Source organism: Rahnella sp. 1L-D-7-B-C2, from assembly GCF_057290995.1.
Genome location: NZ_JBXAVQ010000002.1, coordinates 210,373 through 235,533, shown reverse-complemented (window position 1 = coordinate 235,533; position 25,161 = coordinate 210,373). Strand labels below are relative to the sequence as shown.

Genomic DNA, 25,161 nt, shown 5'->3' with positions numbered 1-25,161 from the left:
TTAAAAAGCGAGGAGGGATGCAAGGGAGGAAAAGCACTTTCCTCCCTTGCTCGGTTTCGGCGCGAAAGGCCAGGAGATCACCGATAATAAGAAACCGAAATATGCGCAAAACTGCTTTAAAATGCGCGAGTGCCCCACCCGAGCACTCACCGACGATGCAAAATATCCACTGTCTTGATCCAGTCAAACGGCTCCAGATCCCTGTACCCAATCCTCTCCGCGGCCAGCGCATCTACCAGCCCTTGCTGGGTCAGCACTGTCCCGCGGCTCATGTCTGCGGCGACGCCGACGTCTTCCAATGTTTTGACCACTTCCCGCATCTCCTCCGCGCGGCGTTTGCCATGTTCCGCTATCCGGCTGATGAGATAATGCGGGAATGCTCCGTCCCAGCCCAGTGACGGAAAACTGGCGTGCAGCGAAGCGACGACTTCCTGTTCGACGCCGTATTGCCGGGCAGCGGTCAGGCATTCGGCGGTCAGCGCTTCCAGTCCTTTGATCATCACACTGCGACACATCTTGATTGCCGAGGCTTCGCCGACCACGTTGCCGTGTACCTGACTGCGGAAACCTTGTCCGTTGAGCCATTCGCTGACCGCGTGGGCGTGCGTACCGCCGAGCAGCAGCGGGGTTTTCAGACGTGCCGGCGGGTAGGGTGCCATCACGGCGACATCAATGTATACGCCGCCGGCCTGTTCGATCGCGGCCATTGCGCTGCGTTTGGTGTTTGGCGAGACTGAATTTACATCAAGGAAGGTTTGATACTGCGAAATATGCTGTGCGACGTCGAGGGCGACGCTCAGCGACTCGGCGGCGGTGACGGCAGAGAAAATGATCTGGCTGCCTTTGACGGCGTCTTGCAGGGTTGCTTCCAGACGGATCCCCGCCAGATGAGCGCGTTCTGAGAGAAAGTCAGAACCGGTTTGTTTATCGAACGCAACGATATCCAGTGAGGGATCCTGCTTTTTTAAATCGGTGGCCAAAATAGTGCCGACTTCTCCGAGGCCGATTACGGCAATACGGGTAACGTTATTCATCATGATTCTCCTGACGACCGTCCCAGACGCTGGCCGCAATGGCGACGCGGCCTTCAAAAATCAGCCGCGCGGTGCGTAACAATGCGCAGCCGGTCAGACGTTCTGCGCCAGTGCGGGTCGGATCGAGTTGTAATTCGACGCTGAATTCGCCGGTCGGGTGTTCCACGCTGACCAGTGGCGAGTTGCCGGAAGGCGTGTGCGCTATCCCTTCAGTGATGGTGCCCCGGATCAGGCAGGCGCTGGCAACACTGACCGCACCAAGCACGCCGATCGACGCGTGGCAGCGGTGAGGGATAAATGTCCGGCTGGAGAGTGTGCCGCCGCTGCGCGGTTCGGCGATCAGCGTCATTTTCGGCACGGTGCGTTGAGTGACGTCGCCAAGATTCATTTTCGCACCGGCCTGCAGGCGGATGGATTCCAGCCGCTGTTTGAGTTCGTCATCGGCGTCCAGCTGTTCGCGGGTTTCATAGCCGCTGCGGCTGAGATCGGCGGCGCGCAGCAGAACTACCGGCATTCCGTTGTCGATGCAGGTGACCTCAATGCCGTCGAAGGTATCGCGCGCATTACCGGTCGGCAACAATGCGCCGCAGCTGGAACCGGCAATATCTGCGAATTCGATGCTGATTTTCGCCGCTGTGCCAGGCACGCCGTCAATGCGCAAATCACCCTGATAGCGCACCTGTCCGTCTTCCACCGGCACATACGCGGTGGCAATCTGGCCGGTATTCTCCATAAAAATACGCACCGGCGTGATGCCTTCGCGGGCGGCTATCAGCTGACGTTCGATGGCAAAGGGGCCGACCGCGGCCAGAATATTGCCGCAGTTTTGTCCGTAATCCACCACTGCCTGACCGACGCTGACCTGCGCAAACAGATAATCGACATCGGCGTCTGGCCTCCGGGACGGTCGCACTATCGCCACTTTGCTGGTCAGCGGATCCGCGCCGCCTATGCCGTCAATCTGACGCGGATCGGGTGAACCCATTACCGCCAGCAGCACGTTGTCGCGCAATTTTTCGCTCCGTGGCAAATGTTCAGCCAGAAAGAATGCGCCTTTAGACGTACCACCGCGCATCATCATGCAGGGAATTCGGGTCTGTGGCATGGCGGCTCCTCAGCGTTTTTCAGCCTGTTCCAGATCTTCGGTGGAATCGAAATAGGTCAGCCCTTTTTCGGCCAGACGCGGACGCATGGTGTAGATATCCAGCCCCAGTTCGCCGTCGGCCATGCGCGCACGTTTGCTCTCTTCCAGCGCTTCACGTTCACGGCTGGCGTGCAGAACCTGCGCGACATCTTCACGACGAATGACCACCACGCCGTCGTCGTCAGCCACAATCGCATCGCCCGGATACACCAGCTGACCGGCGCAGACCACCGGCACATTCACCGAACCGAGCGTTTCCTTCACCGTACCCTGCGCGTAAACCGCCCGTGACCAGACGCGGAACCCCATCTCACGTAAGGTTTTGGTATCCCGTACGCCCAGATCGGCGACCAGCCCGACCACGCCGCGCGCTTTCAGCGACGTTGCCAGCAGATCGCCGAAGAAACCGTCGGAGCAGGGAGAAGTCGGTGCGACTACCAGAATATCGCCCGGCTGACACTGTTCGACCGCCACATGAAACATCCAGTTATCACCCGGAGCGGTCAGAACCGTGACGGCGCTGCCGGAAATCGCGCAGTCTTGTTGGATCGGTCGGATGGCCGGATCCAGCAGGCCCTTGCGCCCCTGCGCTTCGTGAACCGTTGCTACGCCGAACGCGGCCAGCGCAGTCACGTCCGCTTTGTTCGCTCGTGGAATATTGCGCACCACCACGCCTTTTTTACCGATCAGACTCATGCTAAATCCTCCGTCACGCGCGGGAAGATGCTCTGATAGCCTTCGCCATACACGATGTTTTTGGTGCTGGTAATGCCGACGTTACGTTTGGCCTGTACGCCGCGCTGCTGCGCAACGCGGGTGTAGTATTCCCACAAATGTTCCTGTCCGGCCATGCACTGAATGGCCTGATATTTTTTGTCCCAGACGTCGGTGATATCGAGCAGAACGTCTGGTTTCCATTCGCACTGTTCCGGCTGATGCGGCTCGAAGCAGTAAACCGGCGGCGCGCCGATGATGGTTTCGCCAGGCTTATACCCCTCAGCCTGGGCGATAATCCGCGCTTCCTGCGCCAGATGAGTGGCCATCGGATGATCGTAGTTGTACGGGTCTTTCAGGGAGTGCGTCAGCACGAAATGTGGCTGCACCCTGCGATAAACATCGGCCAGGCGGAACAGCGATTCTTTGTCAGCGCGCAACGGGTAATCGCCCATATCAAAAAATTCGACGGTTGCGCCGAGAATTTCCGCCGCCGCCATCGCCTCTTCACGGCGCGACGCCTTCACAATATCTTCACTCATATTGCCTTTACGCCACAGTTTGGCCGATTCCCCGCGTTCACCAAAAGACAGGCAAACGATGTGAACGGCGTAACCGTCCTGCGTATGTTTGGCGATGGCACCGCCTGCACGCCAGACGAAATCGGCGGAGTGGGCGCTGACGACTAAAGCACTTTTGGCGTTTTTTACATCATCTTGCTTGAACTGAGTCATGAGGCGTTTCCTTCGTTTTTGTTCTGATCCGGGGAGAGGTTCTGCGTACGGCCATGCTGTCAGTCCGCGTATCCGGCGGGTAATTCATTTAATTGCAGAGGGTATGCGTTTTATTTATATTGCAGAGGGATGTCACGAAAAAAAACCTGACGGGAGAAGGGGATGGCGCAAGCTGAGATGTTGAGTAACCTGATGCAAATACGGGCCTTTTGTCAGGTGGTCGATCAGGGCAGCGTATCGCGTGCGGCCGATGAGCTGTACCGCACACAGTCGGCGGTGACCCGGGCGATCCGTGACCTGGAGCAGGCGCTGGAGGTGCCGCTGTTTGAACGCCATGCCAACGGCATGCTGCTGACCGATTTCGGCAAATGCGTATTACCGCGCGCGCGACGGGCGATCGCCGAGCTGCATTTGATCCCGGCGCAGCTGGCGAAACTTCACGGCAAAGCGGGGCAGACGCGCAGCGAAACTGAGCCGTTGTATCTGTTCAACGTCCGCCGACTGCAAATTTTTATCTCCCTGTGCAAAACACGCCATATGCAGACGGTCGCGACGCTGCTGGGCCTAAGCCAGCCGGCGGTCAGTGCGGCGCTAAAAGTGCTGGAAAACGGCGCGGGCATGGCACTGCTCGAACGCACGCCGCACGGCATGATGCCGTCGCTGGCGGGGCAGGACATCGTGCCTAATCTGCGTCGTGCGCTGAACGAGCTTCGGCATATTCCGGCGGACATTGCCGCCCGGTGCGGCGTGCTGGAAGGCACCGTGCAGGTCGGGGCGTTGCCGCTCGGACGCACGCGGTTGTTGCCGCAGGCGATCATCGGCCTGACGCAGCGCTACGGCGGCGTGAAAGTGGTGACTAACGAAAGCGCATTCAGCGCACTGGCCTCCGAACTGCGTTCCGGCGAAGTGGATTTTATCTTCGGTGCGCTGCGCTCAAGCGATTATGCGGCGGATATGGTGAACGAAACGTTGTTCACCGAAAGCATGGTGATTCTGGCCAGAAAGGGGCATCCGTTGCTGGCGGAAGAGGTGACCTGTGAGGATTTACGCGAAGCGCGCTGGGTGCTGCCACGTGCTGAAACGCCGGCGCGACGGTTGCTGGATAACAGTTTTGCCGCGATGGATATTCCGCCGCCGGATCCGGTGGTGGAAAGCGGCGATCTGGGCATTGTGCGCGGATTACTGCTCGGATCCGACATGCTGGCGGCGGTGTCTGCGCGCCAGCTGGAGCACGAACTGGCGTCCGGTGAACTGGTGCAACTGCCGCTGGATCTGGCCGATACGCATCGCGCCATCGGCCTGACCTACCGCGCCGGAAGTCTGCTTTCACCTGCCGCCGAGGCTTTAGTGGCAGAGATCAGACGGGTTTGTTGCTCCACACCTTCGCAGGACAGGGAGTTAATCACTTACTCAAATTCACCACCGCCTGCCTGACAGCATATTCATATCCCTGAATGCCGAACCCGCAAATCACGCCGACGGAGACGTCGGAAAGAAACGAGTGGTGGCGGAACGCATCGCGCTTGTGGACGTTGGTGATGTGCACTTCATACAGCGGCAGGCTGACGGCGGTCACCGCATCGCGGATGGCGACGGAAGTGTGCGTCCACGCGGCAGCGTTGAGGACAATCGCATCCACTTTGCCACGGCAGGCCTGAATGCGGTCAATCATCTCGCCTTCATGGTTGGTCTGGAAAAATTCGATGACCGCGCCGCAGCTTTCGCCGGTCTGGTGACAAAGTTTTTCGATGGTCGCCAGCGTGTCGTGACCGTAAGTTTCCGGCTCGCGGGTGCCAAGCAGGTTCAGGTTGGGGCCGTTAAAGACGGCAATTTTATAGCTCATTATCATCCCTTATCGTTATGCGTAATCTTTGAAGCCAAACAGGTCTTTCGGCGTTTGCCACAAGATCTGGTGTCGGGTCTTTTCATCGGGAAACAGTTGTTCCACCAGCATCAGCAACGTACCGAGATCCATCCGGTGTTCGGCGCGCAGAAACGGCCAGTCGGATCCCCACATGCAGTGCCCGGCGCCAAAGGCGTCGAGCAGCGCGTGCTGATACGCGTGGCCGTCCTGATAAGGAAACGGCTGGCGGCTAAACTTCGACAATCCCGAGAGTTTTACCCAGGTGCGTTGCTGTGAGGCCAGCCTGAGCAGCGCCTGAAACGCCGGTTGTTGCAGGCCTTGCGACACATCCGGGCGGCCGGAATGGTCGATCAGCAGCCGCGTTCGCGTGCGGTTAATCAGCGGCAGCAGCGCCAGCAGCTGATCGTCCTGCACCTGAATGGCGGCGAACAGGTCGAGTTCGGCGAGGTCACCCATCAGCCGGTCGAGATGCAAAAACGGCTGCGTGCCAAGCATCGCGACGTTCATCGCAATTCCCACCACACCGGCCTGCTTCAGGTGCGCAAGCCGGTCCTGCGTGATATCAAAAGGCACCACCGCGATACCCTTGAAACGCCCGTTACCTTTTTCCAGCGCATCCAGCAGACAGGCGCAGTCGGTGTTATAACCGGACGTCGGACCGACAATCAGTGAATGACGGATGTTATACGCCTGCATCACCGCGCGGTAATAATCGGCAGTGCCAATCTCGTGCCCTTCCGGACGGTAAGGTGTGTCCGGAAGGTACGGGAAGCGCGCCGGATCAAACACATGATGATGGGTGTCGATCTTAGGTTGCTCAAATATCGTCATGCTTTCGCTTTACCTGCGACTGAATAGAGAACTTGCTGATTGCGGGTTTTCTGGAATTCTTCCAGCGTTTCGCCGCGCATCGCGGAGTAGATATGTAAGTTGGAAACGCCGACGACCGCGCCGAGTTTTTCCAGCAGGAAGAAACTGACGCCGTAATGGATCATGCCGCGCCAGTCCAGTTCGCGCAGGAGTTTTTGCTCGGTATCGGTGAGTTTGTTTTCGGCAAACATAGCGTTCTGATCGGTAAGGAAACGTTCGCGCCACGCGGGCTGGATCAGGCGATGCAGGAACCGGTTGATGCGCAGGGCTTTGAGGCTCCGCGCCTGCGTAAACGGATAGGTGCCGGGCAGTTTTTCCACGCCCGCCAGCTGTTGCGCAATTTTGTCGCGCTGGCGCTGATGTACGTCAAACGGCGCTTCGCGGGACTGATTTTCAAGGATAAGCGTCGCGATGCCGGTCATCGACGGCAGGTAATAGGCCTGATGGGTTTTCTTCACGTTGGCAGACAGCGCACCGCGCATCACCAGCCACATGATCACTTCCGCGCCTTCCATTCCGCCGAGCGTGGCGAATTCCGCCAGCGTCATTTCGGTCAGCCGCTCCGGATCGTTGACAATCATATCGACAAACTGCTCGTCCCAGTCCGGATTGTTAAAGCCGCAGCGCTCGCCGTGCACCTGATGAGAAACGCCGCCGGTGGCGACAATCGCCACATTTAAATCTTCCGGGAAACTTTCAATGGCGCGGCGCAGTGCCTGACCGAGCTTGTAACAACGGCGGGCGGTGGGAATAGGGAACTGCAACACGCCGATTTGCAGGGGGACAATTTGCGTCGGCCAGCCGCCATCATGTGGCAACAGGGCTGAAAGCGGCGAAAACAGGCCGTGATCCAGCGGCTTATCCTGGAAGAACGACATGTCGAATTCGTCCGCCATCAGGCTGGCACCAATGTGCTGCGACAGCGCCGCGTGGCCTTTTACCGGTGGTAAATCACGCGGGCCGCCGCCTTCATCGGCAACCTCATAATGATCGTCGATGCCTAATGTGAAAGCTGAATAGTGATCGAAAAAGAAAGAGGTGACATGGTCGTTAAAAATGTAGACCAGGACGTCGGGTTTCTTCTCTTCCAGCCATTCCTGCATCGGCGCAAAGCCTTCAAAAATCGGCGCCCAGGCGCTCTCTTCCTGTTTGTTGTGATCCACGGCGAAACCGATGGTCGGGGTATGTGAAACTGCTAAACCGCCTATGATCTTAGCCATCTTCAATCCTTAATACTGATGTAGGGTAAGCGCGGCGCATAAGCCGCGTGAGTAATGTTTCGGTCTAATTATCAGAAGGCTAATCCAGAGATTAGCGGACATTCATGGTGCGCGACAACTCCGGGATGTCAGTAATATCAACCCCCTTGAGCGTCTCGGCCGGGTGCGCCGCACGATGTAAAAGAATGCTCAGGCCAGCCAGCAGGGCAGGCAGTGCCAGAATCATGAAGATCATGTTTTCGCCGGAGAAGACACCCAGCAGAATGCCCCCCATCGAGGAGCTGATGATCGCGCCGCTGCGGCCAATGCCGTGCATCCAGCAGACGCCGGTGGCGCGCATCTCGGTCGGATAGAAGGCCGGTGAAAATGCCTGCAACCCTGTTTGTGCGCCGTTAATACACACGCCGCTGATGAAGACCAGCAGGGCGAGAACGTCCGGGCCAAAGTTACCGATGCCCTGTGACAGCAAACTCACCATGCCCATCATGTAGAAACCGGCGATCACGCGTTTTGCGGTGAATCGATCCATCAGCCCGCCGACCATCAGGCCGCCGAAGGTACCACCCAGCTGGAACAGACCGGCGACAATCGCTGCGCGCTCCAGCGAAAATCCGCCGTTACGCATAATGGTCGGCAGCCAGCCGTTGAGCAGGTAAATCACGAACAGCCCCATGAAATAGGTCACCCACAGCACGACGGTCCCTTTGGCATAGCCATTGGTGAACAGCTGGAAGACTTTGGCTTTTTTCTGAATGACCGGCGTTTTGAGCACAAATTTGGTGTTGGCGCTGAAAATGCCACCGGCGCGGGTCAGCACTTTGGCGATCTTTTCTTTGGCGACGTTGCGCACCACCATGTACATGGCCGACTCCGGCAGGATCCACATCAGCAAGGGCAGCATCAGCAGCGGCAAAATCCCGCCAGCAAAAATTACCGCTTTCCAGCCGTAATCCGGCAACAGGCCTGCGGCGATGAAACCGCCCGCGCCGGAGCCGACATTAAAACCGCTGTACATAACGGTGATCATCAGGCTGCGACGGCGCTCCGGCATGTATTCGGAAACCAGCGTCACGGTATTAGGCATCACCGCGCCTAACCCCAGGCCGGTGAGAAAACGCAGCAAGGCCATTTCCATCGGCGTACGCGCGAAGGTACTCAGCAGGCTGAAGAGTGCGAAACACAAAATCGACCACATCAGCACGCGTTTGCGCCCGAAGCGGTCGGCGTTCGGCCCGGCGATCAGCGCCCCAATCGCTACTCCAAACATGGCGGCGCCAAGGATCGGCCCCATCTCTGCGCGGCTGATGCCCCAGTCTTCAATCAGCGCAGGGGCGATAAAACCCATCACCGCGGCGTCATAGCCGTCGAACATAATGATGATGAAACACAGCGACAGAACCACCCACTGATATTTCGATATCGGGCGTTCGTCTATCCACGTTTTGACATCCACGATGGTGTTGTTGCTCATAGGGTACGCTCTCTGTTTTTTTTATTAATATGTGATCGGATTAAAACTTTGAGAATGATTCCACCGGCAGGCGGGGCACGCCGCAGACCCGTGGTGGGGTTTTATTAAAATTATTTTATTTATTAAACAATGATTTGACTTGTCATTGCCGCACTTCCAGATTACCAACTTAGGGGCTGCAAACGGCGCTGTCTGCCATAAAATCATTATGCAGGTATGAGTTTTGTTTATGTCAGCGTTTCTGAAAGAACGGCAGGCAGGCTGCCGTCGGCGATAAGATTTTGAAAGAAGGGAAATCACAGAGGGCGTAAATAACGTCAAATCACTCAGCCAGGCATATCCCAGAAGCAGTCGTCATCGAGTGTGAGGGTAGCGATTTTCTGCACCGGACCGCGCATATTCACCTGAAAATCACCGCTGAAGCGGATCGCCAGCTGGCCGCCCGGCATATGCACCGTGACGTTTTCATCCACCAGCCCGAGTTTGCGCATCGCGCTGGCTGCTGCACAACTGCTGCTGCCGGATGCCAGCGTATATCCCCCCCGCGCTCCCAGATGCCGATACTGATATTGCTGCGATCCAGCACTTCCACGAATTGTACGTTGGTGCGTTTAGGGAAAATCGCCAGCGTTTCTATTTCCGCACCGAGCTGCTTCACAAGAGTTAAATCCAGTTTCTCTACCAGAATGACGCAATGTGGATTTCCCATCGACACCAGCGTGGCGCTGAGCGTGTGGCCGCCCACTACCAGCGGCAGCGCAAGCGCTTCATCACCTTCGACGCTTGCCGGTAACGCCGACGGCGCAAACTTTGCCTGCCCCATATCGACGATCACCTGATGCGCGCCTTCGGTCACTTCGCATCTGACCTGACCGCCTGACGTATTGACCAGAAATGGCTGATGGCCGACGCGGCCAATATCAAACAGATAACGGGCATAAATGCGCAGCCCGTTGCCACTTTTCTCGGCCTCAGAACCGTCGGGATTGATGATTCGTAATACAGGGATTTCGGCGTCATCGAAATCGATCAGCAAACCGTCGGAACCGATGCCGTAATGGCGATCGCAGATGCGCTGGATTTGTTTGCCGGAGAGCGCGCTTGCGACGCTGTGATGGCAGACCAGGTAATCGTTACCCAGTCCCTGATAGCGGTGGAAAATCATAGTGATGGCTCCCGGCCAATTTATCATCGTTATGAATAGCTTTAATCGTAAACCGCCAATTTGTCAGCTTAATTTTGACTGGTTGAACCAGGCCAGCTCTTCCGTGAGGGGCACATTTTGGACGTTGTCTCGTAATTTCATCTGCAAGTCTGTGTAAATCGCTTTTACGCTTATTTTTTTATCACTTTGTAGAGTACGATTTATAGATTATAGTCTATACAAGGATGATGAGTTATGTGGCCAGTACTCACGACAGCAATTTTCGATATGTGGTTTGAACAGCAAGATGTTAAGACGCAGGAGAAGTTACTGGCAGGTATGTTGGCGTTAAGTATCGGTGGCCCGAAGGTGGGAAGGCCACTGGTTGATACAGTGTATGAATCCGCTTATATGCACATGAAAGAATTGCGCGTACAGCATAAGGGAAATCCTTTCAGGGCGTTTTTTGCCTTTGACCCCTTTCGTCAGGCAATTATTCTCTGCGCCGCGAAGAAAGAAGGAAATGAAAAACTCTTTTATCAGCGGATGTTAAGAGTAGCCGATCAGGCTTATCTGGAGCATCTGCAACAGCCACAAGGATCAGATCATGGCTAAGAATCTTAAGCAGTTAATGGCAGAGCGTTCGCCGGAAAGTCAGGAACGTATTACCCGCATGGCGGAAGAGATGCTACTTGAAGTTCGCCTTCAGGCACTTCGCGAGCAATTGGCTATGTCACAAGCCGAAGTGGCGAAAGCGATGGGTATCAGCCAACCCTCCGTTGTCGCTATTGAACAACGCGGAAACGACATCAAGCTCTCCACCATGAAACGCTATATCGAAGCGATGGGCGGTAAACTACGGCTCAATGTCGAATTGCCTGATGGTAAACATATGGAATTTGCCGTTTAAAAGAACAGTTTTAACGTTATCAGCGTCAAAACAGTGGGCATTGGCCACACCGACCTGGGGGAGAAAAAACGGTAAGGGTTTACTTTGCACCTCCCCTGCGAAGGGGAGGCCGGGGGGGATTGCACGCCTTAAATTTGTCGCAAAAAACGATCTCGATCCGAGCACAAGGCACTCAGACCCGTTTAGCCTGAAATCAGACGGAGATCTTACGGACACTTTGTCCCGTCACCGTCTCCAGCCCGTTCGCACCATAGAATTTCTGCGACTGACTGGCGTTGAGGATCGCGAGAGCCTCAGTGTTGTAGTCGATCTGTTTACCCAGCAGTAATCCGTTGTGCCGGTTGATCTGACTCAGTTTGGTGGTCATCTGCACCACCTGCTTCCACATCGCGGCGATTTCTGGCTGACGCGAGTAGGGGGCGGTTTGTTTCAGGCGTTCGTCGTGCTGACGGCGTTGTTTATCAAGATAGTCTACCGTGGCCAGCAATGAGCTTTTCTGCTCGGTGATATGTTGCAGGGCCGCTCCGTTAACGCGGCCTGAGCACAGTATCGTTTGTTCGTGATTAATCACTTGATCCAGCGCTTGCAACGTTTCAACCAGGGTAGTCATGGTCTTGATAAAGTTCTTCATCGTGCCTAATTACCTTTCAACTTAAAAATCTTTGAGATAATCCTGTGTGTCTTGCAACAGGGCATCGGCAATTTTGCCCGTGTCCATAGTCAGTTTGCCATCACGGATCGCCTGCTTCAGCTCGTCTACACGGGCCGTATTAATATCCTGCGCACTTGACTGGGTGAGCGAGGTTTGTGCATCGCTTAACGTCACTGCGGTACCGCTGGTCTTGGTACTGGAAACGGTGTCTTCTTTACGCGCGTTCTGTACAGATGTTTCAGAAGGATCGCGTTGTTGGATCGGGCTGAGAGGCGAAACGCCTTGAGTACGATCAATAGCCATAATTTTTTCTCCGGTAATTGCCCGTCATACTTCACGTTGCAGGTGCGATGGCTCCGCGAAGCACGAACTGTTCAGGACAATAAGTTAGGGTCAACACCCTAAAAATGCCGTCGTGTGACGACTCTGATACGTGTGTTATCGACATATGGAGGAATAACTTTAGCCTTTATTGCCGAAAAAGTGACGATTCATCACTAAATTTCCACCGTGACAGCCCCGTCGGAACCCACCGTACCATTGACTATCACGCCTGAAGGCATCCTGATCCGGACGGATTCATTTGCTGCTGCATTGTTCATGGCCTTGCCAGCGCTGGACACGTTGAAGCCACTGCCCGTCGCCTGCACCTGCACTTCCTGCCCGGCGTGAACCATCCACGGACGGCGCAGCATCGAGAGCGTCAGCGGCTGACCGATGTTGATGTTGCGCAGGGTCACGCCGTTAAGCGCCTGCTTGCTGTCTAAAATCGCTTTTTGCGGCAGAAGATCCAGCCGTCCGGTCTTCTGCTGCATATCTGTTTGTGCAAGGTGCGCACCGGCAGGCACATTTTTCGCCGCCACCCAGTAAGTTCCGCTCACCTGCACTTTGGTCTGCACGTAGCTTTTCTTTCCGTTGCAGTTTACCGCCACCGACACATTGCCCCAGGTGCGGCCGTTCGGCGAAAGCATAAACTGCGGCGCGAGGCATTGTGGCTGGCGCGCCACCGGTGTGGTGACCTGCACAGAAACCTGCATTCCGCTGTCTGCGTATTGCTGACGGAAGAACTGCTGTAGCTGGCTGGCGAGCAGTGTATCGCTATTGATCTGAGCGGGCACGGTTTTCACCGGTGCATTTTGCGCATAACTGCCCGCACTGACCGTCGCACCCAGAAGCATGCAGGTCAGTATGAAGCGGCAGCGTCTCATCATCAGTCTGCTCATTCGCGATTTATCCTTGTGCCAGTCGGCGGGCCATAAGTCTACTGCGACAAGTCTACCCGCACTTTTCAATTCCTAAAGGAACAAATAGCGCCCGATTTTGCGCTTATTCAGACGATAGGTTATTGACACCCGCAATTATGCTGTCGGCTCCAAAATCTCATTTTGCGGAGGGCGCATGCTCGACAAATTGAACGCCGCACTACAGTTCCAACAGGAAGCGCTCAACCTGCGCGCCCAGCGGCAAGAAATACTTTCAGCCAATATCGCCAACGCCGATACCCCAGGGTATCAGGCGCGCGATATTGATTTCGCCAGTCAGTTACAGAAAGTGATGGAGCAAGGCCGCGCCAGTGGCAGCGGTATGTCTTTGTCACTGACCTCTGACCGCCACATTCCGGCATCGAACGCTCAGGCAGCCGATATGGATTTGATGTACCGGATCCCGGACCAACCTTCGGCGGACGGTAACACAGTCGATATGGACCGTGAACGTACCAACTTTGCCGATAACAGCGTGCGCTATCAGACTGATCTGACCGTCCTTGGCGGACAGGTCAAATCGATGATGTCCGTGTTGCAAGGATAATTTCATATGTCGATGTTGGGTATTTTTGATATCGCCGGTTCTGCGCTCGCTGCGCAGTCTCAGCGTCTGAACGTCAGCGCCAGTAACATGGCCAACGCCGACAGCGTCACCGGTCCCGATGGCCAGCCTTATCGGGCCAAACAGGTGGTGTTTCAGGTCAATGCCGCACCCGGTCAGGAAACCGGCGGGGTGAAAGTGGCGCAGGTCGTCGATGATCCGGCGCCGATGCGCATGGTGTATGAGCCCGGTAATCCGATGGCGGATGCCAAAGGCTATGTACAGATGCCAAACGTAGATGTGGTCAGCGAAATGGTGAACACCATCTCCGCTTCCCGCAGTTATCAGGCCAACGTCGAGGTGCTTAACACCACCAAGTCGTTGATGATGAAAACTCTCACTCTGGGTCAATAGCGGAGCGAACCATGGCAATTACCACGTCGATTAACGACACCACGGATAACACCATTGCGGCGGCCAGCGCGACGTCCACGACCAGCGGAAGTTCGGCCGATGATTTATCCAGCAGTTTCCTGACCTTGCTGGTGGCGCAGCTGAAAAACCAGGATCCCACCAATCCGATGGATAACAGCCAGCTGACCACCCAGTTAGCGCAAATCAGTACCGTGAGCGGTATTGAAAAACTCAACACAACACTGGGCAGCATTTCCGGACAAATCACCAGCGGCTCCTCGATTCAGGCAAGTTCCCTGATCGGCCACGGTGTGATGGTTTCCGGCAGCACCATTTTGGTCGGCAGTGATACTGACGGCACCGTCAGCACCACACCTTTTGGTCTGGAGCTGGAAAGCGCCGCTGACAACGTCACGGCTACCATTACCGATTCCACCGGCAAAGCCGTGAAGACTATCAGCCTGGGTTCCCAGACTGCCGGTGTCCACAGCTATACCTGGGATGGCACGCAGGACGACGGCACCAAAGCCCCGAACGGCAGCTATTCCTTCAGCATCAATGCGTTGAATAACAATCAGCAAATGGTGGCAACCCCGCTGAACTATGCACTGGTAAACGGCGTGATCAACAACACGACCGGCACCTCGCTGGATCTCGGTGTGCGTGGAACGACGACAGTCGATCAGGTCAGACAGATTTTGTAATCGTTTTGCTCCTCCCTCTGTGAAGGGGGAGGCGGGGAGGGGGTATCACTGGCGGCGCCATAATTGCCATTCATATCCCACCCCAACCCTCCCTTTCGCAGGGCAGGGAGCCAAAGACGCCTCTTCGCAGGGGAGGAGCTAAAGATGCATAAACACTACACAGTAAACTGGAGCTAACATGAGCTTTTCGCAAGCAGTCAGCGGCCTGAGCGCAGCATCGTCCAACCTGGACGTGATCGGTAACAACATCGCTAACTCCGCGACCGTCGGTTTCAAAACCGCGACCGCGTCTTTTGCCGATATGTTCGCCGGTTCACAAACGGGGATGGGCGTTAAAGTCGCCGCAGTCACACAAAACTTTAATGACGGCACCACCACCACGACATCCCGTGGTCTGGACGTTGCACTGAGCGGTAACGGTTTCTTCCGTTTGGCCGACAGCAGCGGCACCGTGTATTACTCCCGAAACGGTCAGCTGTCCCTTGATGCGAACCGTAATCTGGTGAACATGCAGGGTCTGAGCGTGACCGGTTTCCCGGCCACAGGGACACCGCCGACCATCGCTGCGGGCGCACAGCCTGTTGCACTGAGCGTGCCAACGACCATGATGAGCGCCAAATCCACCGTCGGTGGCACCATGGTAGCGAACCTGAATTCTACGGACACCGCACCCAAAACGGCCACATTCAACAGCAGCGATGACACCAGCTACAACTACGTCAACAGCATCACGACGTATGACTCACTGGGTAACGCGCACGATAACAACGTGTACTTCGTGAAGTCTTCGACGGTTGCCAATAGCTGGGACGTTTACTCTCAGGATGGCAGCGTTACCGGTTCAACCGCCGGTAAAATTGGTACGCTGAACTTCAGCTCAAGCGGCGCGCTGACCAGCACTAACGCAGCCGACGGTTCTGTGCAGACAGGCCTGAGCCTGACGTTGCCGATGAACAACACCGCCAACGGCGCTGTTTCTCCACAAACGGTTGCTCTGGATTTCACCGGCAGTATCCAGCAGAGCACCGGCAGCAACAGCATCGGTTCCCTGACGCAGGATGGCTACGCAGCGGGTCAGATGACCGGTTACACCATCAACAACGACGGCACCATCACCGGCACGTACTCCAACCAGAAAACCCAGCTGCTCGGCCAGATCGTGCTGAGCTCCTTCTCTAACCCGGAAGGTCTGAAATCTGAAGGTGATAACGTCTGGACCGCGACCTCTTCTTCTGGTCAGGCCGTTAACGGCATCGCCAGCGAAGGTGGCTTCGCCAGCATCACCAGTGGCGCGCTGGAATCATCCAACGTCGATCTGAGTGCTGAACTGGTCAATATGATCGTTGCTCAGCGTAACTATCAGTCGAATGCGCAAACCATCAAAACTCAGGACTCCATCCTGAACACGCTGGTTAACCTGCGCTAACGCGCGATAAAACTCGATAGGGCAGCACTATGGATCACGCTATCTACACCGCGATGGGCGCAGCCAGCCAGACGCTGGTTCAGCAGTCGGTCACGTCAAGTAACCTGGCTAACGCCTCCACACCGGGATTTCGTGCACAGCTTTTAGCTATGCGCGCGGTGCCGGTGGATGGCCAAAGTCTGGACACCCGCACACTGGTCACGGCGTCTACGCCGGGCGCAGACATGTCGCAGGGGAAGCTTAACTACACGGGCCGTCCGCTGGATGTGGCCTTACAGCAGGATGGTTTCCTGGCGGTGCAGATGCCTGATGGCTCTGAAGCGTATACCCGTAACGGTGACATGCAGGTGTCACCCGCTAATCAGCTGACCGTACAAGGTCATCTGGTGATGGGTGACAACGGGCCAATCGAAGTGCCGCCAAATTCGCAGCTGACCATCTCTGCTGACGGCACGATTGCTGTGCTGGAAGCCGGCGCTGACCCGAACACCATGGGTCAGCTCGGTAAACTGAAACTGGTTAAAGCCACTGGCAGTGAAGTCACGCGAGGCGATGACGGCATGTTCCGCCTGACGCCGGAAACCGCACAGGCCCGTGGTAATGCGCTTCAAGCCGATCCGACCATTCACGTTATGCCCGGAACGCTCGAAGGCAGTAACGTGCAGCCGGTCGAAACCATGGTTGACATGATAGCTAACGCCCGCCGCTTTGAGATGCAGATGAAAGTCATCCACAGCGTCGATGAAAATGAACAACGTGCCAATAATCTGCTGTCACTGACCTGATGATGGCAGAGGAGTAACGACATGATCCCATCGCTTTATATCGCGAAAACCGGTCTGGATGCCCAGCAGACCAACATGGACGTCATCGCCAACAACCTGGCGAACGTCAGCACCAACGGCTTTAAACGCCAGCGTGCGGTATTCGAAGATTTGCTGTACCAGACAATCCGCCAGCCGGGTGCGCAGTCGTCCGAACAGACTAACCTGCCTTCGGGTTTGCAGATCGGGACCGGTGTGCGCCCTGTGTCTACTGAACGTCTGTTCTCGCAGGGTAACCTGTCGCAGACCAGCAACAGTAAAGACATCGCCGTAAAAGGTGAGGGGTTCTTCCAGGTACAACTGCCTGATGGCACCACCGCCTACACCCGCGACGGTTCTTTCCAGGTTGATCAGAACGGTCAGCTGGTGACCTCCAGCGGCTATCAGGTTATTCCTGCTATCACCATCCCGACCAACGCCCTGAGCATGACCGTGGGTCGCGACGGGATCGTCAGCGTCACTCAACAGGGACAGACTGCGGCGCAGCAGGTCGGTCAGTTAACCCTGAGCACCTTTATCAATAACAGCGGCCTGGAATCGATGGGTGAAAACCTGTACCAGGAAACACAAAGCTCCGGCGCACCGACAGAAAGTACGCCGGGCCTGAACGGCGCGGGCCTGTTGTATCAGGGCTATGTTGAAACCTCTAACGTCAACGTGGCGGAAGAGCTGGTCAACATGATCCAGACGCAACGTGCGTATGAAATCAACAGTAAAGCAGTGTCCACCTCGGACGAAATGCTGCAGAAACTTTCGCAGCTGTAATGTATGAGAGGACGGGGGCTTACATGCTCCTGTCCTGTACGGTTTCTGATTCCTGTCAGGTCGATTTTTTTAAGGCGATAACTGTGGTGACCAAAAAAATAACGTCGGTAAAGACTTCTCTTGTAAACCGACCAGGCAAGCTGGTGCTGCCGCTGTTAGTGACGTTACTGGCGAACGGTTGCGCGTATTTTCCGCACACCCCGCTGGTGCCAGGCACGACCACAGCGGCCCCTGCGCCCGCCGCACCGCCGGTTCCTAACGGTTCGATTTTCCAGTCAGTTCAGCCGATGAACTATGGTTATCAGCCTTTGTTCGAAGACCGTCGTCCGCGCAATATCGGCGACACCCTGACCATTGTGTTGCAGGAAAACGTCAGTGCGAGCAAAAGCTCCTCGGCGAACGCCAGCCGCAACGGGTCAACCAAGTTTGGCTTTGATACCACGCCGCGCTATCTGGAAGGGCTGTTTGGCAATGCCCGCGCCGCGGTGGATACCTCCGGCGATAACACCTTCGCTGGCAAAGGTGGCGCTGCCGCCAACAACAGCTTTACCGGAACATTAACCGTCACGGTCAGCGAAGTGCTGGCAAACGGCAACCTGAAGGTTGTCGGTGAGAAACAAATCGAAATTAATCAGGGAACCGAATTCATCCGGTTCTCCGGTGTGGTCAACCCGCGCACCATCAGCGGTGCGAATGCGGTGGTCTCCACGCAGGTGGCCGATGCGCGTATCGAGTACGTAGGGAATGGCTACATCAACGAAGCGCAGAACATGGGCTGGTTGCAGCGGTTCTTCTTAAACTTATCGCCGTTATAACGAGGCAATCATGCGAAAAATTCTTTCCGGTATCTTCTGTCTGGCGATGTCCGCCCTGGTGATACTGCCCGCATCCGCCGATCGTATTCGTGATCTGACCACGGTTCAGGGCGTGCGTGATAACGCCCTGATCGGTTACGGTCTGGTCGTCGGCCTCGACGGGACGGGTGACCAGACGACGCAGACGCCGTTCACCACGCAGACGCTGACCAACATGTTATCCCAGCTCGGCATCACCGTGCCGGCGGGCACCAACATGCAGTTGAAAAACGTCGCGGCGGTGATGGTCACCGCTAAAATGCCGCCGTTCTCCCGCGCCGGGCAGGCCATCGATGTGGTGGTCTCTTCCATGGGTAACGCTAAAAGTATTCGCGGCGGCACCTTGCTGATGACCCCAATGAAAGGGGTCGATAATCAGGTCTATGCGCTGGCACAAGGTAACGTGCTGGTCGGCGGTGCCGGAGCCTCTGCCGGCGGCAGCAGTGTGACGGTAAACCAGGTTTCCGGCGGACGTATCACCGGTGGCGCAACCATTGAACGCGAACTGCCCAGCACCTTCGGCACCGAAGGCGTGATCAGCCTGCAACTTAACGACGAAGACTTTAACCTTGCCCAGCAGGTCAGCGATGCGATTAACCGTCAGGGTATGGGTGTGGCCTCCGCGCTGGATTCGCGCAATATTCAGATTGTGGTGCCGCGCGGTAATGTTTCGCAGGTGCGCATTCTGGCGCAGATCCAAAACATCGAAGTCAACGTCGGGCCGATGGATGCGAAAGTCATCATTAATTCCCGTACCGGTTCTGTAGTCATGAATCGCGACGTGACGCTCGACAGCTGTGCGGTCGCGCAGGGCAATCTCTCCGTGGTGGTCGATCGTCAGAACGATGTCAGCCAGCCGAACACGCCGTTCGGTGGGGGACAGACGGTGGTGACACCTAACACCAATATTTCCGTGCGTCAGTCCGGTGGGTCGATCCAGCAGGTACGCTCCAGCGCCAGCCTGAACAACGTAGTCCGTACGCTGAACGCGTTAGGGGCGACGCCCATCGATCTGATGTCTATTTTGCAGGCCATGAAAACAGCCGGTTGCCTGCGTGCTGATTTGGAAATTATCTGATGAGCGATCTGATGTCGATGTCCGGGGCGGCGTATGACACGCAGTCCCTGAACAAGCTGAAGCGGGATGTGTCGCTGGATCCGCAGGCGCACATTAAAGAAGTGGCGAAACAGTTTGAAGGGGTGTTCGTGCAGATGATGCTCAAAAGTATGCGTCAGGCGTTGCCGGAAGGCGGGCTGCTGAGCAACGAACAAACCAAGCTTTATACATCGATGTACGATCAGCAAATTGCACAGGACATGTCCAACAAAGGGTTGGGCATGGCGGACATGATGGTCGAACAGTTAACCGGCGGCACCAAACAACCGTCGGAACTGGCGGGTACCGTGCCGATGGCGCTGGATAACGAAGTGCTGAAAACCCTGCCGATTCAGGCAATGGAACAGTATTTGCGTAAAGCCATCCCGACGGCACCGGACCGCACCACCGGCGGCGCGCCGTTATCTCAGGACAGCGGTCAGTTCGTCTCCAACCTGAGTATTCCGGCGCAGGTCGCCAGTAAAGACAGCGGCATTCCGCACCAGCTGATCATGGCGCAGGCCGCGCTGGAATCTGGCTGGGGGCAGCGCGAAATTCCGACCAGCGATGGCAAGCGCAGCTTTAACCTGTTCGGCATCAAAGCCGGCAGCAGCTGGGATGGCCCGACCACCAACATCACCACCACTGAATACACCAACGGCGTGGCAAAAAAAGTCCAGGCCAGTTTCCGTGTATACGGCTCGTATGTGGAAGCCATCAGCGACTACATCAAACTGCTGACCAACAACCCGCGTTATGCGCAGGTAGCCTCGGCCAGTACGCCGGAACAGGCAGCACATGCATTGCAAAAAGCAGGCTACGCCACTGACCCGAATTACGCCGATAAACTGGTCAGCGTGATCCAGAAAATCAAAGGCGCGGGTGAGCAGGCGGTGAAAGCCTACAGCCATGATCTCAAAGATATTTTCTGATACACGCGTTTAAAATGGCAACCTCCTCTCAGGCAGTAAAAAAGTTTGAAGCGGTTGCCATTTTTTTCTCAAGTTTTCGCACCACACGCCGATAACCAGATCAATATGGGAAAAGGGTTACACCCCGACCCGACCCCTTTACTTATCCGGCGGTAAACTTTTACACCGGCAGCCAGAAGGTCACTCATGTCCAGTAGCTTAATCAATACCGCAATGAGCGGACTGAACGCAGCGCAGGCCGCGCTCAGCACCGTCGGAAACAACATCGCTAACGTCAGCGTCGCCGGGTACAACCGTCAGACAACGATCATCAATCAGAGCAATGGCACGGCGACGGGCGCGGGTTACATCGGTAACGGCGTAACGGTCACTGGCGTGAATCGCGAATACAACTCTTTTGTGGTGAAACAGTTGCTGGGCTCCAGCGCAACCAGCAGCGCGTTATCCACCCAGCTCGATCAGGCCAGCTCTATCGATGACTTACTGGGCGACAGCTCCACCGGTATCGATGCGACCATGGCAACCTTCTTCAAAGGCCTGCAAACCCTGACCAGCAACGCCAGCGACAGTGCCGCGCGCCAGGCTGTTTTAGGGGAAGCGCAGGGCTTAACTGCACAGTTCAATAGTTCGGCGAAATACCTCAACGACATGAACACTGCGGTGAACCAGCAGATTTCGCAGAACGTTGATCAGATCAACACCTACGCCTCGCAGATTGCCAAACTGAACAACCAGATCACCGCCACCCGTGGCAGCACCGGTCAGGAGCCTAATGCGCTGCTCGATCAGCGCGATCAATTGGTCAGCCAGCTCAACGACATCAGCGGCGTGGTCGTGACACAGCAGGATGGCGATACTTACAACGTCTCCTTTGCCAACGGCATGCCATTAGTCAACGGCGGCAATGCAAAAACTGTCGTGGCAATGGCCTCCAGCGCAGATCCGACCAAGCTGACCGTGGGCATGACTCAGCCAGATGGCACTGTGACAGAACTTCAGGAAAGCCGCCTGACTACCGGGTCACTCGGCGGAACGCTGTCATTTCGTAAAGATAACCTTGAGCCTGCCATCAACCAGTTAGGCCAGCTGGCGCTGAGCATGGCCGACAGTTTTAACAACACCAACAAAGCCGGTTTTGATCTCAACGGTGACGCCGGGACCGACTTCTTCTCTTTCACCGGTGCAACCACCGTTGGCAACGTGAAGAACACCGGTACCGCCAATGTCAGCGTGGCTTATACCGACACCACCGCGGTGAAAGCCAGTGATTACACCATGGCGTATAACGGCACCGGCTGGGATGTGACCCGTGTATCTGACGGGGCAAAAATCAGCCCGACTGCAGGCACAGATGCCAGCGGTAATGCGACCCTCAACTTCGATGGTCTGGCCGTTTCCGTCACTGGAACGCCTTCGACTAAAGACAGCTTTACGCTCAAAACCGTCAGTAATGTGGCGGGCAGCCTGAATGTTGCTATCAGCGATTCATCTTTGATCGCCGCAGCAGGCGCGGCAGACAGCGGCGTCAGCGATAACACCAATGCCCAGAAATTGCTGAACCTGCAAACCGCCAAACTGGTAGATGGAAAATCCACCCTGACCGGCGCCTACGCCAGCCTGGTGAGCAACGTGGGTAATCAGGTCAGCACGCTGACTACCACCAGCACCGCGCAGGCCAACATCGTGACGCAGCTAACCGCACAGCAGCAGTCTATCTCCGGGGTTAACCTCGATGAGGAATACGGCGATCTGCAACGTTACCAGCAATATTATCTGGCGAACGCGCAGGTCGTGCAGACGGCTTCAACGATTTTCGACGCGATCATCAACCTTCGTTAATACCTGAGAATGACGTATTAGGTATTGAGAAAGAATTATTCGAACTGATAAGGAACTGATGCCATGCGCCTTAGTACCAATATGATTTACACACAAAATATGGATGCGGTGCTGGATGGTCAGAACCGTTTTCAGGCAACAGGTTTACAGCTTTCGACCGGTTCCAAAGTCAGTAAGCCTTCAGACGATCCGCTGGCGGCTTCTCAGGCCGTGCTGGTTCGTCAGGCATCTGCTCAGAACAGCCAGTATTCTGTAGCGCGGACCTTCGCCAATCAGAGCATGAGTCAGGAAGAATCCATCCTGTCCAGCGTGACGTCATCCATTCAGGACGCGCAGACGCTGATCGTTCAGGCCGGTGACGGTTCACTGAGTGATGATGACCGCTCTTCACTGGCGACTAAACTGGAAAGTCTGAAGTCCCAGATCCTGAATATGGCGAACAGCACCGACGGTAACGGCCGCTACATTTTTGCCGGTTATAAAAGCGATACGCCGCCCTTTACGCAAGACGCGACGACGGGCGCAGTGACCTACAGTGGCGGTACGACGGCGATCACCCAGCAGGTTGATGCCAGCCGTACCATGACTATCAACCATACCGGCAACGCAGTCTTCCAGACGTTGACCGGTGATGCGAAAGCCGAGCCCGATGGCACCGCCAGCGAAGCCGATCTTTTCAAGACCATCGACGGCGCGCTGAAAGCACTGAAAACGCCGTCTGCCGATTACGCGACCGACACCGAATACACTGACGCGATTGGTAAAGCCAACCGTGGCCTGAGTAACTCGCTGAACAACGTCTTGTCTGTGCGCTCTGAACTGGGTACGCAGATGAGTGAGCTGGACACGCTGGACACGCTCGGTGATAACCGTGAAGTGACTAACGCCAGTAAGCTGAGTGATTTAGTGGACACCGACTGGACGTCAGCGATTTCGACCTACACACTGCAACAGGTTGCGCTTCAGGCTTCATACAAGACTTACAGCGCCATGCAGGGCATGTCACTGTTCCAGATGAATTCGTAATCCCTCCTGCGCGCCTTTGCGCAAGATTTCTCTTCTTCGTTATCGATTGCATACCGGCTTTCAAAGCGTGTATGCGGGCCTTTTTCTGACTGTACTTAAACCGGGTACTTTCAGTTTTGTATGTCGTCTTTCTAAGGTTGGACGACATACACTTTTTCCCTTCCCCGTCATATTTCGTACTGGCTCAGCGTTGGCTTCCTTCGCGAACCCCGGTCACATACTTAATGTATGCTCCCAGGGATTCGCTCAGTTGCCGCCTTGATCCCGCACGAACTATTTAGGGGAAGATGAGTACGTTTTTTAATGACCAAACATGGCGAGAAGGACGGGGAACAGGAACGGGGCGAGAAGGGAAGTGATGATCCCGCAAATCACCAGCGCCAGTGAACTGAATGCGCCTTCCTGATAATCCATTTCGGCGCAACGTGCGGTACCGAGTGCGTGCGAGGCGGTACCCATCGCCAGGCCGCGAGAGGCTTTGGTAGTGATTTTTAGCACGTTGAGAATACTGTGGCCGAATACCGCGCCGAGAATACCCACGAATATTACGCACACTGCACTGATCGCCGGAATACCGTTAATGGATTGTGCTGTCGCCATCGCAATCGGCGTGGTGACGGATTTTGGTAAGACTGATGCGGCGATCTGCGGTGTTGCCCCCATCCATAATGCAATCGCCGTTCCGCTGACCATCGCCACTACGCTGCCGATAAAACAGATGCTGATGATCGATTTCCAGCGTGCGCGGATTTGATGAAGTTGCTCGTACAGCGGGAACGCCAGCGCCACAACGGCGGGTTGCAGCAGGTCATTGAGAATTTTGCTGCCCGCAAAGTAGCGTGCGTAGGGGATATTGGTCACCAGCAGCAGAGGAATGATCACCACCATCGACATCAGTAACGGGTTCAACAGCGGCATTTTCAGCCTGATTGCCAGCTTGCGGGTGGCGAAAAAGACCAGTAGCGTGAGCGGCAGTGACCACAGAATATCAATCATTTTTATCCTCCGCTTTCCCCTTAACAGTGCCGCGATCCCCGTGAATATAGTGAGAGCAATACGCGACTACCAGCAGCACAATCAAAGTACTGACCAGGCAAGACACCACCAGCGGGCCAAACTGCGTGCGCAGTTGTTCGTAGTAATTCATTACGCCGACGCCTATTGGAACAAACAATAATGCCATGTAGCGGATAAGCACGTTGCAACCGGGTTTCACCCATTTAAACGGCAGAATTTGCGTTGAGAGCAGGCAAAACAGAATCAGCATCCCGATGATGCTGCCGGGAATAGTAAGGGGCAAAAGCGAGGAAATCGCGTTACCTGCAAATAAACACAGATATATCAGAATAAACGCCCGAATATATTGAAATGCCAGAGATACTACGTTGCTCATGGTGTTTCACCCAGTTGAATGATGCATTCATCATACAATTAAGATGTGATCTGTGCCACATAACTCAGTATGAAATTTAGGAATGAAGTGTATTCCATAGGGGGGCGCTTGGCGCGGGGAAAATGATGTTAAACCGGGCATCGGGGTGGGGGGAATTCAACTTCAACTTCAACTTCACCGGCTTAGAATGAGAAAAACAAACGGCCTGTTGAAGACTCGTTTGGCTCACTCCCCTGCGAAGGGGAGTGCTGGAGTGGGGTATTAGGGGCAAATGAAAAAGTTGACGTGTGCTTTAACAAATATAATGCCAGCGATACCCCTCCCA

The 25,161-nt window shown here is 55.6% G+C and carries 27 protein-coding genes and 1 pseudogene; 14 read left to right on the top strand and 14 right to left on the bottom strand.

The genetic code is table 11. The features are described from left to right. Positions 1-146: 146 nt before the first annotated feature. Genes AC0Z7K_RS04680 through galB form a run of 4 tightly spaced genes read right to left on the bottom strand, consistent with a single transcriptional unit; the run spans position 147 to position 3,626 of the window. Complete coding sequence (locus AC0Z7K_RS04680; protein WP_485613386.1) at positions 147-1,034, bottom strand: NAD(P)-dependent oxidoreductase; 888 nt, start codon at positions 1,032-1,034, stop codon at positions 147-149. After that, on the bottom strand, positions 1,027-2,139 hold the full coding sequence (locus AC0Z7K_RS04675) for a 4-oxalomesaconate tautomerase (RefSeq protein WP_485613089.1): 1,113 nt from the start codon (positions 2,137-2,139) through the stop codon (positions 1,027-1,029). Before AC0Z7K_RS04675 ends, AC0Z7K_RS04680 begins: the two co-directional genes overlap by 8 nt. A gap of 9 nt (positions 2,140-2,148) precedes the next feature. Then, positions 2,149-2,874: a 4-carboxy-4-hydroxy-2-oxoadipate aldolase/oxaloacetate decarboxylase gene (locus AC0Z7K_RS04670; protein ID WP_413529681.1), complete on the bottom strand. Its 726-nt coding sequence runs from the start codon at positions 2,872-2,874 to the stop codon at positions 2,149-2,151. Beyond that, complete coding sequence (gene galB, locus AC0Z7K_RS04665; RefSeq protein WP_485613088.1) at positions 2,871-3,626, bottom strand: 4-oxalmesaconate hydratase; 756 nt, start codon at positions 3,624-3,626, stop codon at positions 2,871-2,873. The genes AC0Z7K_RS04670 and galB overlap by 4 nt, the downstream gene beginning before the upstream one ends. A 162-nt stretch (positions 3,627-3,788) precedes the next feature. Here galB and AC0Z7K_RS04660 point away from each other — a divergent pair, with 162 nt between their 5' ends. Then, a complete protein-coding gene (locus tag AC0Z7K_RS04660) occupies positions 3,789-5,060 on the top strand; it encodes a LysR family transcriptional regulator (protein WP_485613087.1) in 1,272 nt (423 codons plus the stop codon). On the opposite strand, the gene aroQ is transcribed toward AC0Z7K_RS04660, so the two are convergent. From aroQ to dapF, 5 genes and pseudogenes are all read right to left on the bottom strand, one after another. Continuing rightward, positions 5,029-5,469, bottom strand: a complete 441-nt coding sequence (gene aroQ, locus AC0Z7K_RS04655; RefSeq protein ID WP_413529678.1) for a type II 3-dehydroquinate dehydratase — start codon at positions 5,467-5,469, stop codon at positions 5,029-5,031. The genes AC0Z7K_RS04660 and aroQ overlap by 32 nt on opposite strands. 15 nt (positions 5,470-5,484) lie before the next feature. Continuing rightward, positions 5,485-6,321, bottom strand: coding sequence for an amidohydrolase family protein (locus AC0Z7K_RS04650; protein ID WP_485613086.1), 837 nt, complete (start codon positions 6,319-6,321; stop codon positions 5,485-5,487). Then, on the bottom strand, positions 6,318-7,580 hold the full coding sequence (locus AC0Z7K_RS04645) for a gallate dioxygenase (RefSeq protein WP_413529676.1): 1,263 nt from the start codon (positions 7,578-7,580) through the stop codon (positions 6,318-6,320). Before AC0Z7K_RS04645 ends, AC0Z7K_RS04650 begins: the two co-directional genes overlap by 4 nt. Before the next feature lie 91 nt (positions 7,581-7,671). Continuing rightward, entirely contained in the window at positions 7,672-9,051 is a 1,380-nt protein-coding gene (locus tag AC0Z7K_RS04640) for an MFS transporter (protein WP_485613084.1), read from the bottom strand. A 437-nt stretch (positions 9,052-9,488) separates the two neighbouring features. Next, a pseudogene (gene dapF / locus AC0Z7K_RS04635) lies at positions 9,489-10,216 on the bottom strand (diaminopimelate epimerase); the annotation flags it as partial. Positions 10,217-10,450: 234 nt separating this feature from the next. Here dapF and AC0Z7K_RS04630 point away from each other — a divergent pair. Together AC0Z7K_RS04630 and AC0Z7K_RS04625 are read left to right on the top strand one after the other, a co-directional pair. Continuing rightward, positions 10,451-10,810, top strand: coding sequence for a type II toxin-antitoxin system RelE/ParE family toxin (locus AC0Z7K_RS04630; RefSeq protein WP_485613083.1), 360 nt, complete (start codon positions 10,451-10,453; stop codon positions 10,808-10,810). Then, on the top strand, positions 10,803-11,105 hold the full coding sequence (locus AC0Z7K_RS04625) for a helix-turn-helix domain-containing protein (protein WP_413529672.1): 303 nt from the start codon (positions 10,803-10,805) through the stop codon (positions 11,103-11,105). The genes AC0Z7K_RS04630 and AC0Z7K_RS04625 overlap by 8 nt, the downstream gene beginning before the upstream one ends. 193 nt (positions 11,106-11,298) lie before the next feature. On the opposite strand, the gene AC0Z7K_RS04620 is transcribed toward AC0Z7K_RS04625, so the two are convergent. The 3 genes from AC0Z7K_RS04620 to flgA form a co-directional block, all read right to left on the bottom strand. Next, positions 11,299-11,736 (bottom strand): flagella synthesis protein FlgN, encoded by a 438-nt coding sequence (locus tag AC0Z7K_RS04620; RefSeq protein ID WP_413529671.1) that lies wholly within the window; start codon positions 11,734-11,736, stop codon positions 11,299-11,301. A 21-nt stretch (positions 11,737-11,757) separates the two neighbouring features. Continuing rightward, positions 11,758-12,060 carry a flagellar biosynthesis anti-sigma factor FlgM gene (flgM, locus tag AC0Z7K_RS04615; RefSeq protein WP_413529670.1) on the bottom strand — a complete coding sequence of 101 codons (303 nt, stop codon included), beginning with the start codon at positions 12,058-12,060 and terminating at the stop codon, positions 11,758-11,760. Between the two features lie 194 nt (positions 12,061-12,254). Next, the gene (flgA, locus tag AC0Z7K_RS04610; RefSeq protein ID WP_485613081.1) at positions 12,255-12,980 is read right to left on the bottom strand and encodes a flagellar basal body P-ring formation chaperone FlgA; all 726 of its coding nucleotides are present in this window, start codon (positions 12,978-12,980) and stop codon (positions 12,255-12,257) included. 175 nt (positions 12,981-13,155) lie between these two features. On the opposite strand from flgA, the gene flgB reads away from it, so the two are divergent. The 11 genes from flgB (at position 13,156) to flgL (ending at position 23,443) form a co-directional block, all read left to right on the top strand. Beyond that, entirely contained in the window at positions 13,156-13,566 is a 411-nt protein-coding gene (gene flgB, locus AC0Z7K_RS04605) for a flagellar basal body rod protein FlgB (RefSeq protein ID WP_112168155.1), read from the top strand. A 6-nt stretch (positions 13,567-13,572) separates the two neighbouring features. Continuing rightward, positions 13,573-13,977, top strand: coding sequence for a flagellar basal body rod protein FlgC (gene flgC / locus AC0Z7K_RS04600; RefSeq protein ID WP_413529668.1), 405 nt, complete (start codon positions 13,573-13,575; stop codon positions 13,975-13,977). Positions 13,978-13,988: 11 nt separating this feature from the next. Next, complete coding sequence (flgD, locus tag AC0Z7K_RS04595) at positions 13,989-14,681, top strand: flagellar hook assembly protein FlgD (RefSeq protein WP_413529667.1); 693 nt, start codon at positions 13,989-13,991, stop codon at positions 14,679-14,681. A 178-nt stretch (positions 14,682-14,859) separates the two neighbouring features. Beyond that, the gene (gene flgE / locus AC0Z7K_RS04590; RefSeq protein WP_413529666.1) at positions 14,860-16,107 is read left to right on the top strand and encodes a flagellar hook protein FlgE; all 1,248 of its coding nucleotides are present in this window, start codon (positions 14,860-14,862) and stop codon (positions 16,105-16,107) included. Between the two features lie 29 nt (positions 16,108-16,136). Further along, positions 16,137-16,892 (top strand): flagellar basal body rod protein FlgF, encoded by a 756-nt coding sequence (locus AC0Z7K_RS04585; RefSeq protein WP_485613079.1) that lies wholly within the window; start codon positions 16,137-16,139, stop codon positions 16,890-16,892. A 21-nt stretch (positions 16,893-16,913) separates the two neighbouring features. Continuing rightward, positions 16,914-17,696 carry a flagellar basal-body rod protein FlgG gene (gene flgG, locus AC0Z7K_RS04580; RefSeq protein ID WP_056769747.1) on the top strand — a complete coding sequence of 261 codons (783 nt, stop codon included), beginning with the start codon at positions 16,914-16,916 and terminating at the stop codon, positions 17,694-17,696. 98 nt (positions 17,697-17,794) lie between these two features. After that, positions 17,795-18,511 (top strand): flagellar basal body L-ring protein FlgH, encoded by a 717-nt coding sequence (locus AC0Z7K_RS04575; RefSeq protein ID WP_112168163.1) that lies wholly within the window; start codon positions 17,795-17,797, stop codon positions 18,509-18,511. A 10-nt stretch (positions 18,512-18,521) separates the two neighbouring features. After that, a complete protein-coding gene (locus tag AC0Z7K_RS04570; RefSeq protein WP_056769751.1) occupies positions 18,522-19,628 on the top strand; it encodes a flagellar basal body P-ring protein FlgI in 1,107 nt (368 codons plus the stop codon). Beyond that, positions 19,628-20,578: a flagellar assembly peptidoglycan hydrolase FlgJ gene (gene flgJ, locus AC0Z7K_RS04565; protein ID WP_413529664.1), complete on the top strand. Its 951-nt coding sequence runs from the start codon at positions 19,628-19,630 to the stop codon at positions 20,576-20,578. The genes AC0Z7K_RS04570 and flgJ overlap by 1 nt, the downstream gene beginning before the upstream one ends. A gap of 186 nt (positions 20,579-20,764) precedes the next feature. After that, positions 20,765-22,417, top strand: coding sequence for a flagellar hook-associated protein FlgK (gene flgK, locus AC0Z7K_RS04560; protein WP_485613077.1), 1,653 nt, complete (start codon positions 20,765-20,767; stop codon positions 22,415-22,417). A 63-nt stretch (positions 22,418-22,480) separates the two neighbouring features. Then, positions 22,481-23,443, top strand: coding sequence for a flagellar hook-associated protein FlgL (flgL, locus tag AC0Z7K_RS04555; RefSeq protein WP_413529662.1), 963 nt, complete (start codon positions 22,481-22,483; stop codon positions 23,441-23,443). A gap of 300 nt (positions 23,444-23,743) precedes the next feature. Here flgL and AC0Z7K_RS04550 read toward each other — a convergent pair whose 3' ends face one another. Both AC0Z7K_RS04550 and AC0Z7K_RS04545 read right to left on the bottom strand, forming a co-directional pair. Beyond that, positions 23,744-24,439 carry a CidB/LrgB family autolysis modulator gene (locus tag AC0Z7K_RS04550; protein ID WP_485613076.1) on the bottom strand — a complete coding sequence of 232 codons (696 nt, stop codon included), beginning with the start codon at positions 24,437-24,439 and terminating at the stop codon, positions 23,744-23,746. After that, on the bottom strand, positions 24,432-24,836 hold the full coding sequence (locus AC0Z7K_RS04545; RefSeq protein ID WP_485613074.1) for a CidA/LrgA family protein: 405 nt from the start codon (positions 24,834-24,836) through the stop codon (positions 24,432-24,434). The genes AC0Z7K_RS04550 and AC0Z7K_RS04545 overlap by 8 nt, the downstream gene beginning before the upstream one ends. Positions 24,837-25,161: the final 325 nt, after the last annotated feature.